The organism is Pseudomonas sp. KCJK9016, from assembly GCF_046231795.1.
Classification (GTDB): domain Bacteria; phylum Pseudomonadota; class Gammaproteobacteria; order Pseudomonadales; family Pseudomonadaceae; genus Aquipseudomonas; species Aquipseudomonas bananamidigenes.
Genome location: NZ_JBJJMM010000044.1, coordinates 18,846 through 33,778 on the forward strand (window position 1 = coordinate 18,846; position 14,933 = coordinate 33,778).

Here is a 14,933-nt window from a genome sequence, read left to right on the forward strand (position 1 = left end):
CGGCACCCGAAGGTGCCGTTTCTGTTTGCAGCCATTCCAGCAGAGCAATCAGCCCGCCAGACCCGCCTGCTGAACCAGGGTCAGCAATGGTTGCGGGTACACACCGAGGAAGAACGCGACCACGGCGATGGCCAGCAGCATCACGCCGCCTGCCTTCTGTTCCCAGTGCAGCTGGGCGTCGTGGCGGCGCAGGTTCGGTTCGATCAGGTACAGGGTGACCATCACACGCAGGTAGTAGAACACGCCGATGGCGCTGCCCAGTACCAGGGAACCGACCAGCCACCATTGGTGCGACTCGACACCGGTGGCGATGATGTAGAACTTGCCGATGAAGCCTGCAGTCAGCGGGATACCGGCCAGGGACAGCATCATCACGGTCAGTACGGCGGTCAGGTACGGACGGCGCCAGAACAGGCCGCGGTACTCGTACAGCGCATCTGCGTCGCGGCCGTTGTATGGCGAGGACATCAGGGTGATCACGCCGAAGGCGCCGAGGCTGGTGATCACGTAGGTGACCAGGTACACGCCGATGGCTTCCACCGCCAGACCCTTGCTCGCCACCAGTGCGATCAGCAGGTAGCCGAAGTGCGCGATGGACGAGTAACCGAGCAGACGCTTGAGGTTGCTCTGGGTCAGGGCCAGCAGGTTACCGAACAGGATCGAGGCGATGGCGATGATGGTCAGAACGTTGCTCAAAACACCACTGCTGGCGGCAGGGGAGATCTGGAACAGACGCACCATGACCGCGAACACGGCGACTTTCGAAGCGGTGGCGAGGAACGCCGCCACCGGTGCCGGAGCACCTTCGTAAACGTCCGGTGTCCACAGGTGGAACGGCACCAGCGACAGCTTGAACGCCAGACCGATCAGCATCATGCCCAGGCCCAGTTGCGCCAGCGAGCTTGGCAGACCGGTTGCGGCCAGCGCCTGACCGATACCGACGAAGCTCAGGGAACCGGCGTCTGCGTACAGCAGTGCCATACCGAACAGCAGGAACGCGGAACCGGCGGCCGACAGCACCATGTATTTGATGCCGGCTTCCAGCGAACGCTTGTTGAAGAAGGCGTAGGCCACCAGACCGTAGACCGGCACCGACAGCAGTTCCAGACCGACGAACAAACCGGCCAGGTGCTGCGCGCTGACCAGAACCAGACCACCGGCGGCGGCCATCAGGATCAGCAGGTACAGTTCTTCACGGTTGCCCGGGTAACCCGAACCGCCATCGCCAAGGTAGGCGTGGGCGAGGGTGACGCAGGCGAGGGTGGCGACCAGGATCAGCGCCATGTACAGACAGGCGAAGGTATCGATCTGCAGCAACGGGGTCACGGCCAGAGGCGCGACTTTCAGGGCCGGCAGGATCGACAGCAGGGCCAGGTTCAGACCCGCCACCGAAATCAGGAAGGTCTGCGAGTGGTTGCGGCGCCAGGCGATTGCCAGCATCACCACGATAATGGTGAGGCTGGTGATCAACAGTGGCGCTAGCGCAATAAAGTGTTGAATCGTGAATTCCATAGCGCTCTTACCGGGCCGAAGCGAGTTGAGTGAAGGCGGTGCCGAGCCACTGCTGCACGCCATGCATCGTGGCGGCAGAGGTGTCGAGGAACGGTTGCGGGTAAACGCCGAGGTAAATCAGCAGCACCGCAAGACCCAGCACCATGATCAGTTCGCGAGCGTCCATGCCGTGCAGGATCGAATCCGATTTGGACGGACCGAAGTAGGCGCGGTGGATCATGATCAGCGAGTAGACCGAACCGAACACCAGACCGGAGGTGGCAATCGCGGTGATCCATGGCGCGCTGGCGAAGGTGCCGATCAGGATCAGGAACTCGCCGACGAAGTTACCGGTACCCGGCAGACCCAGCGAAGCGGCTGCGAAGAACAGGCTGATCGCCGGCAGGTAAGCGATACGCGACCACAGACCGCCCATCTCACGCATGTCACGGGTGTGCAGGCGCTCGTACAGTTGACCGCTCAGGATAAACAGTGCCGCCGCCGACAGACCGTGGGCCAGCATCTGGACCACGGCACCTTGCAGCGCCAGTTGGCTGCCGGAGTAGATGCCGATCAGTACGAAGCCCATGTGGGAAACGGACGAGAAGGCGATCAGACGCTTGATGTCGGTTTGGGCGAACGCCAGGAACGCGCCGTAGAAGATTCCGATCAGACCGAGGGTCATGGCGATCGGCGCGAACTCGGCCGAGGCGTTCGGGAACAGCGGCAGGGCGAAGCGCAGCAGGCCGTAGGCCGCGGTTTTCAGCAGGATACCGGCGAGGTCGACCGAACCTGCAGTCGGTGCCTGGGCGTGAGCGTCAGGCAGCCAGGAGTGGAACGGAACCACTGGCAGCTTGACCGCGAAGGCGATGAAGAAGCCGAGCATCAGGATGTACTCGGTGGTCATCGACATCTTGGTTTTCAACAGATCGGCGTAGTTGAAGGTGATCACGCCGGTGCTGTTGTAGTTGACCAATACCAGACCGAGGATCGCCACCAGCATGATCAGGCCGGAAGCCTGAGTGAAGATGAAGAACTTGGTCGCCGCGTAGATCCGGGTCTTCTTGCCGTCCGAAGAACTGTGACCCCAGAGCGCGATGAGGAAGTACATCGGCACCAGCATCATTTCCCAGAAGAAGAAGAACATGAACAGGTCGAGGGCGAGGAACACGCCGACGACACCGCCCAGGATCCACATCAGGTTCAGGTGGAAGAACCCGACGTGACGCTGGATCTCTTTCCACGAGCAGAGTACCGACAGGACACCCAGCAGACCGGTCAGCAGGATCATCAGCAGCGACAGACCATCGAGGGCCAGGTGCACGTTGATGCCGAAACGCTGGATCCAGACGTGCTTGAACTCAAGCGCCCAGGTCGGGTCGGCGCCGGGCTTCGGCGCAAGGGAGTAGTCGCCGTGAGCCCACAGCCAGAGGCCGAGGGCGAGCAGCAGGGACATGGTGATCAGCGCAATCCAGCGGGGGAGGGTGGCGCCGAAGCGCTCACCCAGCCAGCACAGCAGGCCGCCGATAAAGGGGATCAGGATTAGCCAAGGCAGAATCATGACGGGTTCGTTTCCTTTCGCAAATTCGCAAGGTTCATATCAGACCGCTACCAGCACGACAGCGCCGATGACCAGCACGGCACCGGCAGCCATCGAGGCGGCGTACCAACGCAGTTGACCGGTCTCGGTACGGCTCAGGGCGGTGTGACCCCCCTTGGCCATGCGCGGGATCAGACCGATGGTCTGGTCGAGCGGGTCTTTGCGCAGGATGTGGCTGATCGCAAGGTACGGCTTGACGAACAGTTTGTCGTAGATCCAGTCGAAGCCCCAGGCAGCGAACCACCAGGCCGAAAGGAGACGGCCGATGCCGCTGTTGGCGATCGCGGTCACGAAACGACGCTTGCCGAGGAACAGCAGGGCCGCCAGCAGGATACCGGCCAGGGCGATGGCGCCCGAGGCGATTTCCAGGCTGTGCTTGGCTTCGCCGCCGGCATGGCCGACGCTCTCGGGCAGTACGCCGTGCAGCGGTGGAACGATCATGGCGCCGACGAAAGTCGACAGCACGATCAGCACCGACAGTGGCAGCCAGTGAGCGATGCCATGACCGGCGTGAGCTTCGGTCTTGGCTTCACCGTGGAACGCGATGAAGATCAGGCGGAAGGTGTACAGCGAGGTCATGAACGCACCGACCAGACCGGCGTACAACAGACCGTTGTGGCCACTGGCGAACGCTTCCCAGAGGATTTCGTCCTTGGAGTAGAAACCGGCGGTCACCAGCGGCAGGGCGGCCAGGGCGGCACCACCGACGATGAAGCTGGCGTAGGCCAGCGGCAGTTTCTTCCACAGGCCGCCCATCTTGAAGATGTTCTGCTCGTGGTGGCAGGCGACGATGACCGCACCGGAGGCAAGGAACAGCAGGGCCTTGAAGAAGGCGTGGGTCATCAGGTGGAAGATCGCGCCTTCCCAGGCGCCAACGCCCAGCGCCAGGAACATGTAGCCGATCTGGCTCATGGTCGAGTAGGCGAGGATACGTTTGATGTCGGTTTGCACCAGTGCCGCGAAACCTGCCAGAACCAACGTCACACCACCGACGATTCCCACGAGATGCAGGATGTCCGGCGCCAGGGCGAACAGACCGTGGGTACGGGCGATCAGGTAGACACCGGCGGTCACCATGGTTGCAGCGTGGATCAGTGCCGAAACCGGGGTAGGGCCGGCCATCGCGTCCGCAAGCCAGGTCTGCAGCGGCAGTTGCGCCGATTTGCCCACCGCACCGCCCAGCAGCATCAGGGTGGCCAGCACGATCCAGAAATCGCCGACCTTGAAGTGCTCAGGCGCCTTCACCAGCAGTTCCTGGACGTTCAGCGTGCCCAGTTGCTGGAACAGGATGAACAGGCCGATCGCCATGAACACGTCGCCGATACGGGTGACGATGAAGGCTTTCAGTGCGGCGTTACCGTTGTTGCGGTTGCTGTAGTAGAAACCGATCAACAGGTACGAGCACAGACCCACGCCTTCCCAACCGAAGTAGATGAACAGCAGGTTATCGCCCAGCACCAGGAACAGCATGCTGGCGATGAACAGGTTGGTGTAGGCGAAGAAGCGCGAGTAACCGGCTTCACCGCGCATGTACCAGGAGGCGAACAGGTGGATCAGGAAACCCACGCCGACCACCACACCCAGCATGGTCACGGACAGCCCGTCCAGGTACAGGGCGAAGTTCGGCTGGAAGCCTTCCACCGAGATCCACGTCCACAGCACATGCACGTACACGCCACCTTCCGGCGGGGCGACGTTGAACTGCCAGATCACGTAGGCCGCGACGATGGCGGACAGGCCGATGGAGCCGACACCTATCAGCGCCGACAGGTTTTCCGAGAGGCGGCCGCGGGAGAACGACAGCAACAGGAACCCGATCAGGGGGAATACGAAAGTCAGAAAGAGTAGGTTCATCCGCGCATCTCACTGGCAGCGTCGATATCGAGCGTGTGGAAGCGGCGATACAGTTGCAGCAGGATCGCCAGGCCAATACTGGCTTCGGCGGCTGCCAGGCTGATCACCAGGATGAACATGATCTGTCCATCCGGTTGCGCCCAGCGGGCGCCCGCAACGATGAAGGCCAGTGCAGAGGCGTTCATCATCACTTCCAGACTCATCAACACGAACAAAATGTTGCGGCGGACCATCAGGCCGACCAGACCAAGGCAGAACAGGATGCCGGCAACTGCCAGTCCATGCTCGAGAGGGATAGCAGGCATGTCTTACTCCTTCGCCTCGTTACGGCCCAAATGGAACGCCGTGACGGCTGCAGCGAGCAGCAGCATCGAGGCGAGTTCGACCACCAGCAGGTACGGACCGAACAGGCTGATGCCCACGGCTTTCGCGTCCACGGTGGTTTGACCGATGGCCTGACCGCTCTGATGAGCGAACAGCACATACAGCAGTTCGGCCAGCAGCAGGGCGGCGAGAATCACCGGTCCTGCCCAGATGCCGGGCTTGAGCCAGCTGCGCTCCTGCTGAACCGAGGCCGGGCCCAGGTTCAGCATCATCACCACGAACACGAACAGCACCATGATGGCGCCGGCATAGGCGATCACTTCCAGCACACCGGCAAACGGTGCGCCGAGGGCGAAGAAGGTCATGGCCACGGAGATCAGCGAAATGATCAGGTAGAGCAGGGCGTGCACAGGATTGGTGTTGGTGACCACACGCAGTGTGGACACAACAGCGATACCCGATGCGAAATAGAAAGCGAATTCCATCGTTCTTCCTTAAGGCAGCAAGCTCTTCACGTTGATCGGCTCGGCTTCGTTTTGTGCGGCGCCCTTCGGCTTGCCCGCAACGGCCATACCTGCAACACGATAGAAGTTGTAATCAGGGTTTTTGCCGGGGCCGGAGATCAGCAGATCTTCTTTCTCGTACACCAGGTCCTGACGTTTGAACTCGGCCATCTCGAAATCCGGGGTCAGCTGGATCGCGGTGGTCGGGCAGGCTTCCTCGCAGAGACCGCAGAAAATGCAGCGCGAGAAGTTGATACGGAAGAAGTCCGGGTACCAGCGACCGTCTTCGGTTTCAGCTTTCTGCAGCGAGATGCAACCCACCGGGCACGCCACGGCGCACAGGTTGCAGGCTACGCAGCGTTCTTCACCATCGGGGTCGCGGGTCAGGACGATACGGCCACGGTAGCGTGGCGCCAGGTAGACCGGCTCTTCCGGGTATTGCAGGGTGTCGCGCTTGCGAAAACCATGACCGAAGATCATGACCAGGCTGCGCAACTGGGTACCGGTACCCTTAATGATGTCGCCAATATATTTGAACATGGGTCAAATCCTCACTGAACCGCAACCGCAGGCGTGTTCCACAACACGATTGCAGCGGTCACCAGCAAATTGATCAGGGTCAGTGGCAGGCAGAATTTCCAGCTGAAATCCATCACCTGGTCATAACGCGGACGCGGGATGGAAGCGCGCAGCAGGATGAACAGCATGATGAAGAACGCGGTCTTCAGTGCGAACCAGACGAAGGACAGTTGCGGCAGGATGCCGAACGGACCGTGCCAGCCACCGAAGAACAGGGTGACCAGCAGCGCCGAGATCAGGATGATGCCGATGTATTCACCGACGAAGAACATGCCCCATTTCATGCCGGCATATTCAATGTGGTAACCGTCGGCCAGTTCCTGTTCCGCTTCCGGCTGGTCGAACGGGTGACGGTGAGTCACGGCCACGCCAGCGATGAAGAAGGTACAGAAGCCGAAGAACTGCGGAATGATGAACCACAGGTTCTGCGCCTGGTACTCGACGATGTCGCGCATGTTGAACGAACCGACCTGCACCACGATACCCATCAGGGCCAGACCCATGAACACTTCGTAGGACACGGTCTGCGCCGAGGCACGCAAGCTGCCCAGCAGGGCGAACTTGTTGTTGCTCGACCAGCCGGCGAACAGCACCGCGTAGACCGACAGACCCGCCATGGCGAAGAAGAACAGCAGGCCGATGTTCAGGTCCGCCACGCCCCAGGTCGGGGTGATCGGGATGATCGCGAACGCGATCAGCAGGGCGGACATGGCCACCACCGGTGCCAGGGTGAAGATCACCTTGTCGGCAAACGGCGGAGTCCAGTCTTCCTTGAAGAACATCTTCAGCATGTCGGCAGCGATCTGGAACATGCCGAACGGGCCGACGCGGTTCGGACCGTAACGGTCCTGCCACCAGCCCAGCAGGCGACGTTCGACAAAGCTGAGCAGTGCGCCGCAGACCACGACGGCCAGCAGGATCACGATGGCTTTGATGACCGTCAGGATCACATCGATCACTTCAGGGGTGAACCAGGTCATTGCGCTGCCTCCTGCAGACCCTCAACGGATAGGCCGGCGAATGCCGGTGGAATGCCGGCGATGCCCGCAGGCAGTGCCACCAGACCTGCGCCCAGCTCTTCATTGATGCGCAGCGGCAGACGCAGGGTCTGGCCGGCAACGTTGAGGCTCAGCATCGCACCGTCGTTGACGCCCAGGCGGTCGGCTTCGGACTTGGCCAGTGCAACGTAGGCCGCCGGAATGCGTTCCTGAACCGGAGCGGCTTTCGAAGAGTTCTCTTCGCTGCCGAACAGGTGGAAGAACGGTACGGCTTGCCAGGTGCCCGGCGCCGGGTTGAATGGCCGCGGAGCCGCGGCGAACCAGTTCAGCGAATCGCCAGTGCTTTCGATCAGGCGGGTGCCCGGATCGCCAGCGCGCAGATGACCACCGACTTCGTCCTGGAACTTGTTCCAGGCTTGCGGCGAGTTCCAGCCCGGCGACCAGGCGAACGGCACTTGCTGACGCGGTTCGGCGGAGCCCGAGTAACCTTCCATCGAGAAGGCGAACGCGGTGTCCTTGTCTTGCGGGGTGCGCGGTTCGTGAACGCTGATGTTGGCGCGCATCGCGGTACGGCCGGAGTAGCGCAGCGGTTCACGGGCCAGTTTCAGACCCTTGATGCGGAACGCGGCGGACGGGGCGGCGTCGACGATGCCGGCCAGTTGCGCGGTGCTCGAGGCCACGGCAGCGGTGACGTGGTCGAGTTGCGTCCAGTCGACCGGCTGGTTCAGCAGGGTGGCGCGCAGGGCGTGCAGCCAGCGCCAGCCTTCGTGGACCAGAATGCTCGCGTCCATGTATTGCGGGTCGAAAACCTGGAAGAAGCGCTGGGCGCGACCTTCCTGGCTGACCAGCGTACCGTCGCCTTCAGCGAAGCTGGCGGCTGGCAGAACCAGATGCGCGCGGTCGCTGGTGGCGGTCTTCTGATGGTCGGCAACGATCACCACTTTCGCAGCGTTCAGTGCCGCATCGACCTTGGCCTTGGCGGTGCGGGTGTACAGATCGTTCTCCAGCACGACGATGGCGTCGGCACGGCCAGAGATGACCGCTTGCAGCGCGTCATCGACCGATTCGCCGCCGAGCATGGCCAGGCCGAGGCTGTTGGCTTCCGGCACGATCAGGCTGATCGAACCGTTCTTCTCGCGCAGCTTCAGGGCCTTGGCGATGTTCGCAGCCGCTTCGATCAGGGCTTTGGAGCCCAGCGAGGTACCGGCGATGATCAGCGGGCGCTTGGCGGCGAGCAGAGCGTCGGCGATGCGCTTGGCCAGTTCCAGGGCTTCGGCGTCCAGACCTTCGACGGCCGGTGCGCTGGCGTCCAGGGCGTGAGCCACGGCGAAACCGATGCGGGCCAGATCGTCCGGAGCGGCGTGTACACACTCCTCGGCGATGTCGTCGAGCTTGGTTTCAGCCAGGCTGGCGATGAACAGCGGGTTCAGTTCGTGCTGACCGATGTTCTTCACCGCAGCGTCGAGCCACGGCTGAACGCGCATGGCTTCGGCCATGTCTTCGGCCTTGCCTTTTACCGACTGACGCAGGGCCAGGGCCATACGGGCGGCGGTCTGGGTGAGGTCTTCACCGAGGACGAACACCGCGTCGTGGTCTTCGATGTCGCGCATGGTCGGTACTGGCAGCGGGCTGTCTTTGAGCACTTGCAGAACCAGACGGATGCGTTCCAGCTCGGAGGCTTCGATACCGGAGTAGAAGTGCTCGGCGCCCACCAGTTCACGCAACGCGTAGTTGCTTTCCAGGCTGGCACGGGGCGAACCGATACCGACGATGTTGCGACCGCGCAGCAGGTCGGCGGCCTTGTCCAGCGCAGCGTCCAGCCCAAGCTTGGTGCCGTCGGCCAGCAGCGGCTGACGTGGGCGGTCGGTGCGGTTGACGTAGCCGTAACCGAAACGGCCACGGTCGCACAGGAAGTACTGGTTCACCGAACCGTTGTAACGGTTTTCGATGCGACGCAGTTCGCCGTAACGCTCGCCCGGGGAGATGTTGCAACCGCTGGAGCAGCCATGGCAGATGCTCGGCGAGAACTGCATGTCCCACTTGCGGTTGTAGCGTTCGGAGTGAGTCTTGTCGGTGAACACACCGGTCGGGCACACCTCGGTGAGGTTGCCGGAGAACTCGCTTTCCAGGGTGCCGTCTTCAACGCGACCGAAGTACACGTTGTCGTGGGCGCCGTACACACCGAGGTCGGTACCGCCGGCGTAGTCCTTGTAGAAACGCACGCAGCGGTAGCAGGCAATGCAGCGGTTCATTTCGTGGGAAATGAACGGGCCCAGATCCTGGTTCTGGTGGGTGCGCTTGGTGAAGCGATAACGGCGCTCGTTGTGGCCGGTCATCACGGTCATGTCTTGCAGGTGGCAGTGACCGCCTTCCTCGCAGACCGGGCAGTCGTGCGGGTGGTTGGTCATCAGCCATTCGACGACACTGGCGCGGAACGCCTTGGATTCTTCATCGTCGATGGAGATCCAGGTGTTGTCGGTGGCCGGGGTCATGCAGGACATGACGATGCGACCACGGGTGTCGTTCTCGTCGGTGTACTGCTTGACCGCGCACTGGCGGCAGGCCCCGACGCTACCAAGCGCGGGGTGCCAGCAGAAATAAGGGATGTCGAGGCCCAGCGACAGACATGCCTGTAACAGGTTGTCTGCCCCGTCGACTTCGAGCGCTTTGCCGTCTACGTGGATAGTGGCCATGGTTCAAAGTTCTTCGTTGGCCCGGTGTCAGCGGGCGTGGCTAATGGAATCTTGTTATCCGTCCGAATCCAGTCAGCCCCGAAAGGCGTCATCGGACGAAAGGCGAAGGGCACGGACCCTTCGCCTTTTTTTAAGCGTTTACGCGCCGATGGTGATCGGCCTTGCCAGAGGCGGGACGGCGGCGCTTGCAGGCGCGATACCGGCTTCGAACTCTGGACGGAAATATTTGATGGCGCTGCCCAGCGGCTCCACGGCACCCGGTGCGTGAGCACAGAAGGTCTTGCCCGGGCCGAGGAAACCGACCAGACCCAGCAGGGTCTCGATGTCGCCCGGCTGGCCCTTGCCTTGTTCGATGGCCATCAGCAGCTTGACGCTCCATGGCAGGCCATCACGGCAAGGGGTGCAGAAACCGCAGGATTCGCGAGCGAAGAACTGCTCCATGTTGCGCAGCAGGGACACCATGTTGACACTGTCGTCCACCGCCATGGCCAGGCCGGTCCCCATACGGGTGCCCACCTTGGCGATGCCGCCGGCATACATCTGTGCATCGAGGTGTTCCGGCAACAGGAAACCGGTACCGGCGCCGCCTGGCTGCCAGGCCTTGAGCTTGTAACCGTCGCGCATGCCGCCGGCGTAGTCTTCGAACAGCTCGCGGGCGGTCACGCCGAATGGCAGTTCCCACAGGCCCGGGTTCTTGACCTTGCCGGAGAAGCCCATGAGCTTGGTGCCCATGTCTTCGCTGCCGTCGCGGGCCAACGATTTGTACCAGTCCACGCCGTCGGCGATGATCGCCGGTACGTTGCACAGGGTTTCGACGTTGTTCACGCAGGTCGGCTTGCCCCACACGCCCACGGCGGCAGGGAAGGGCGGCTTGGAGCGCGGGTTGGCGCGGCGGCCTTCGAGGGAGTTGATCAATGCGGTTTCTTCACCGCAGATGTAACGCCCGGCGCCGGTATGGACGAACAGCTCGAAATCGAAGCCGCTGCCCAGGATGTTCTTGCCCAGCAGGCCCGCAGCCTTGGCTTCTTCCACGGCACGGTTGAGGTGCTTCGCGGCGGTGGTGTACTCGCCACGCAGGAAGATGTAGCCACGGTAGGTTTTCAGCGCGCGGGCGCTGATCAGCATGCCTTCGATCAGCAGATGGGGCAGTTGCTCCATCAGCATGCGGTCTTTCCAGGTGTTCGGCTCCATTTCGTCCGCGTTGCACAGCAGGTAGCGGATGTTGATGGATTCGTCCTTTGGCATCAGGCCCCACTTCACGCCAGTGGGGAAGCCAGCACCACCACGACCCTTGAGGCCGGCGTCCTTCACGGTCTGGACGATGTCGTCCGGCCCCATGTCGGCGAAGGCCTTGCGTGCAGCGGCATAACCGTTCTTGGCCTGGTACTCGTCGAGCCATACGGCTTCGCCATCGTCACGCAGGCGCCAGGTCAGCGGGTGAGTCTCGGCCGAACGCTGGATGCGGTTGGCAGGACCGAAAGAAGTCAGGGTCATACGTAGCCCTCGAGCAGTTTGGCGACGCCGGCAGGCTGTACATCGCCAAAGGTGTCGTCATCGATCATCAGCGCCGGGGCCTTGTCGCAGTTGCCGAGGCAGCAGACCGGCAGCAGGGTGAAACGACCGTCGGCGGTGGTCTGGCCGAGGCCGATACCCAGGTTGTTCTGGATTTCGCTGACCACCGACTCGTGGCCGCCGATGTAGCAGACCATGCTGTCGCAGACGCGAATGATGTGACGGCCGACCGGCTGACGGAAGATCTGGCTGTAGAACGTGGCTACGCCTTCAACGTCGCTGGCCGGAATGCCGAGGATTTCGCCGATGGCGTACAGAGCGCCGTCCGGCACCCAGCCACGTTCCTTCTGAACGATCTTCAGGGCTTCGATCGACGCCGCGCGCGGATCTTCGTAGTGATGCAGCTCGTGCTCGATGGCCGAGCGCTCGGTTTCACTGAGGGTGAAACGGTCTGTCTGGATAAGCGTGCTGTTCATGCTTAGCGGTCCACGTCGGCCATAACGAAGTCGATACTACCCAGGTACGCAATCAGGTCCGCGACCATGCTGCCTTTGATCACCGAAGGGATCTGCTGCAGGTGGGCGAAGCTCGGAGTACGGATCCGGGTACGGTAGCTCATGGTGCCGCCGTCGCTCGTCAGGTAATAACTGTTGATGCCCTTGGTCGCTTCGATCATCTGGAAGGATTCGTTGGCCGGCATGACCGGGCCCCACGAAACCTGCAGGAAGTGCGTGATCAGGGTTTCGATGTGCTGCAGCGTGCGCTCTTTCGGCGGTGGCGTGGTCAGCGGGTGATCCGCCTTGTACGGGCCTTCCGGCATGTTGCGCAGGCACTGCTCGATGATCCTGACGCTCTGGCGCATCTCTTCGACGCGAACCATGCAGCGGTCGTAGGCATCACCGTTGGCGGCCAGCGGCACTTCGAACTCGAAGTTCTCGTAGCCGGAGTAAGGACGCGCTTTACGCAGGTCGAAGTCGCAACCGGTGGAACGCAGGCCGGCACCGGTGACGCCCCATTCCAGGGCTTCCTTGGTGTTGTACTGGGCCACGCCGATGGTACGACCCCTGAGGATGCTGTTCTGCAGGGCCGCCTTGGTGTATTCGTCGAGGCGCTTGGGCAGCCATTCGACGAAGTCTTTCACCAGTTTGTCCCAGCCGCGCGGCAGGTCGTGGGCGACGCCGCCGATGCGGTACCAGGCCGGGTGCAGGCGGAAACCGGTGATGGCTTCGATCACCGTGTACGCCTTCTGGCGGTCGGTGAAGGTGAAGAACACCGGCGTCATGGCGCCAACGTCCTGGATGTAAGTACCCAGGAACAGCAGGTGGCTGGTGATCCGGAAGAACTCAGCCATCATGATGCGGATGACGTCGACCTTTTCAGGCACCTTGATGCCGGCCAGCTTCTCGACCGAGAGCACGTACGGCAGGTTGTTCATCACGCCGCCGAGGTAGTCGATACGGTCGGTGTACGGAATGAAACTGTGCCAGGACTGACGTTCGGCCATCTTCTCGGCACCACGGTGGTGGTAGCCGATGTCCGGAACGCAATCGACGATCTCTTCACCGTCCAGTTGCAGGATGATACGGAACGCACCGTGAGCCGAAGGGTGGTTCGGACCCAGGTTGAGGAACATGTAGTCCTCGTTCGGGCCGGAACGCTTCATGCCCCAGTCTTCAGGACGGAAGCGTGCGGCTTCTTCCTCGAGCTGTTGCTTGGCCAGGTTCAGGCTGAACGGATCGAACTCGGTGGCACGGGCCGGGAAGTCCTTGCGCAACGGGTGACCTTCCCAGGTCGGCGGCATCATGATGCGCGACAGGTGAGGGTGACCTTTGAAGTCGATGCCGTACATGTCCCAGACTTCACGCTCGTACCAGTTGGCGTTCGGCCAGATGCTGGTGACGGTCGGCAAGCTGAGGTCGCTCTCGGACAAGGCGACCTTGATCATCACGTCACTATTACGTTCCAGCGACATGAGGTGATAGAACACGGTGAAGTCGGCGCCGCCTGGCAGCCCCTGACGCTTGGTACGCAGGCGCTCGTCCACGCCGTGCAGGTCATAGAGCATGACATACGGTTTGGGCAGGTTGCGAAGGAAGGTCAGGACTTCGACGAGCTTGGCACGAGCCACCCACAGCACCGGCATGCCGGTGCGGGTAGGCTGAGCGGTGAACGCTTCGGCGCCAAAACGGTTGTTCAGTTCGACGACCACATCCTGGTCGTCTGCCTTGTAAGGCGGGATGTACAGAGCACTGCCTGTAGTCATGGTTATTTTTTCGCTTTCGGTCAACGTAAAGAATGAAGCCAGCTTCTCGTTTCTTTGAAACAGATCTGGATCAGACTTCGTCAGGGCTACGCAGATTGGTGACTGCGATTCGCTGTTCGCGGCGCTGTTCCTTCTGCGAAGGCATGTCGGCGCGATAAACGCCTTGATCGCCAACGACCCAGGAAAGTGGGCGACGCTCCTGGCCAATCGACTCCTGCAGCAGCATCAAGCCTTGCAGGAATGCTTCCGGACGGGGCGGGCAGCCAGGTACGTAGACGTCAACGGGCAGGAACTTGTCCACCCCTTGAACCACGGAGTAGATGTCGTACATGCCGCCGGAGTTGGCGCACGAACCCATGGAGATAACCCATTTCGGTTCGAGCATCTGCTCGTAGAGACGCTGGATGATCGGCGCCATCTTGATGAAGCAGGTTCCGGCGATAACCATGAAGTCGGCCTGACGCGGTGAGGCCCGGATGACTTCGGCGCCGAAGCGCGCGATATCGTGGGGCGCCGTGAAGGCGGTGGTCATTTCCACGTAGCAGCACGAAAGACCGAAGTTGTATGGCCACAGGGAGTTTTTACGTCCCCAGTTGACCGCGCCACTCAGCACGTCTTCCAGCTTGCCCATGAAAATGTTTTTGTGGACTTGATCCTCTAACGGATCGGAAACGGTTTCCCGCTGGCCGATCGGATACTGCTCGTTAGGAGCATCAGGGTCGATTCTGGTGAGATTGTATTGCATTGCCAAAGCCTCATTGTTTCAGCTTCGCCTGCCGCTTGCGACGAGCTTCCGGAGCCCAGTCAAGGGCGCCCACTCGGAACAGGTAGACAAGACCTGCCAACAGAATTGCTATGAAAACGAGAGCTTCGACGAATCCGGTCCAGCCGCTTTCGCGGACGGACACAGACCATGCAAAGAGAAAGAGGGCTTCGATATCGAAGATCACGAACAGCATCGCGACCAGATAGAATTTGGCTGAGAGCCGCAAGCGGGCGCCACCGGTAGGTAGCATGCCGGACTCGAACGGTTCGTTTTTGCTGCGGCCCCAGGCTTTTGACCCGAGGAGGCTGGAGACGCCGAGCATGAAGGCACACAGGCCGACTACACCCAGA

General features: G+C 61.7%; 13 protein-coding genes. All 13 read right to left on the bottom strand.

Annotation, left to right across the window (positions count from 1 at the left end):
* Window positions 1–48 precede the first annotated feature (48 nt).
* Window positions 49–1,512: an NADH-quinone oxidoreductase subunit NuoN gene (nuoN, locus tag ACK6BI_RS26910; RefSeq protein WP_065258285.1), complete on the bottom strand. Its 1,464-nt coding sequence runs from the start codon at window positions 1,510–1,512 to the stop codon at window positions 49–51.
* A 7-nt stretch (window positions 1,513–1,519) separates the two neighbouring features.
* On the bottom strand, window positions 1,520–3,052 hold the full coding sequence (gene nuoM / locus ACK6BI_RS26915; protein ID WP_065258284.1) for an NADH-quinone oxidoreductase subunit M: 1,533 nt from the start codon (window positions 3,050–3,052) through the stop codon (window positions 1,520–1,522).
* A 39-nt stretch (window positions 3,053–3,091) separates the two neighbouring features.
* The gene (gene nuoL / locus ACK6BI_RS26920) at window positions 3,092–4,945 is read right to left on the bottom strand and encodes an NADH-quinone oxidoreductase subunit L (RefSeq protein WP_065258283.1); all 1,854 of its coding nucleotides are present in this window, start codon (window positions 4,943–4,945) and stop codon (window positions 3,092–3,094) included.
* Entirely contained in the window at window positions 4,942–5,250 is a 309-nt protein-coding gene (gene nuoK / locus ACK6BI_RS26925; protein ID WP_003180046.1) for an NADH-quinone oxidoreductase subunit NuoK, read from the bottom strand. The genes nuoL and nuoK overlap by 4 nt, the downstream gene beginning before the upstream one ends.
* A 3-nt stretch (window positions 5,251–5,253) precedes the next feature.
* Window positions 5,254–5,754: an NADH-quinone oxidoreductase subunit J gene (gene nuoJ, locus ACK6BI_RS26930; protein ID WP_065258282.1), complete on the bottom strand. Its 501-nt coding sequence runs from the start codon at window positions 5,752–5,754 to the stop codon at window positions 5,254–5,256.
* A 9-nt stretch (window positions 5,755–5,763) separates the two neighbouring features.
* Entirely contained in the window at window positions 5,764–6,312 is a 549-nt protein-coding gene (nuoI, locus tag ACK6BI_RS26935) for an NADH-quinone oxidoreductase subunit NuoI (RefSeq protein WP_065258281.1), read from the bottom strand.
* A gap of 11 nt (window positions 6,313–6,323) precedes the next feature.
* Complete coding sequence (gene nuoH, locus ACK6BI_RS26940; RefSeq protein WP_065258280.1) at window positions 6,324–7,331, bottom strand: NADH-quinone oxidoreductase subunit NuoH; 1,008 nt, start codon at window positions 7,329–7,331, stop codon at window positions 6,324–6,326.
* Window positions 7,328–10,042: an NADH-quinone oxidoreductase subunit NuoG gene (nuoG, locus tag ACK6BI_RS26945; protein ID WP_409319499.1), complete on the bottom strand. Its 2,715-nt coding sequence runs from the start codon at window positions 10,040–10,042 to the stop codon at window positions 7,328–7,330. Before nuoG ends, nuoH begins: the two co-directional genes overlap by 4 nt.
* 138 nt (window positions 10,043–10,180) lie before the next feature.
* Window positions 10,181–11,536, bottom strand: coding sequence for an NADH-quinone oxidoreductase subunit NuoF (gene nuoF, locus ACK6BI_RS26950; protein ID WP_260520076.1), 1,356 nt, complete (start codon window positions 11,534–11,536; stop codon window positions 10,181–10,183).
* Entirely contained in the window at window positions 11,533–12,030 is a 498-nt protein-coding gene (gene nuoE / locus ACK6BI_RS26955) for an NADH-quinone oxidoreductase subunit NuoE (protein ID WP_003223804.1), read from the bottom strand. Before nuoE ends, nuoF begins: the two co-directional genes overlap by 4 nt.
* Window positions 12,031–12,032: 2 nt before the next feature.
* Entirely contained in the window at window positions 12,033–13,817 is a 1,785-nt protein-coding gene (nuoC, locus tag ACK6BI_RS26960; RefSeq protein ID WP_409319500.1) for an NADH-quinone oxidoreductase subunit C/D, read from the bottom strand.
* 70 nt (window positions 13,818–13,887) lie between these two features.
* Window positions 13,888–14,562: an NADH-quinone oxidoreductase subunit B family protein gene (locus tag ACK6BI_RS26965; RefSeq protein WP_007951456.1), complete on the bottom strand. Its 675-nt coding sequence runs from the start codon at window positions 14,560–14,562 to the stop codon at window positions 13,888–13,890.
* Between the two features lie 10 nt (window positions 14,563–14,572).
* Entirely contained in the window at window positions 14,573–14,932 is a 360-nt protein-coding gene (locus tag ACK6BI_RS26970; RefSeq protein WP_409319501.1) for an NADH-quinone oxidoreductase subunit A, read from the bottom strand.
* Between the last annotated feature and the right edge of the window lies 1 nt (window position 14,933).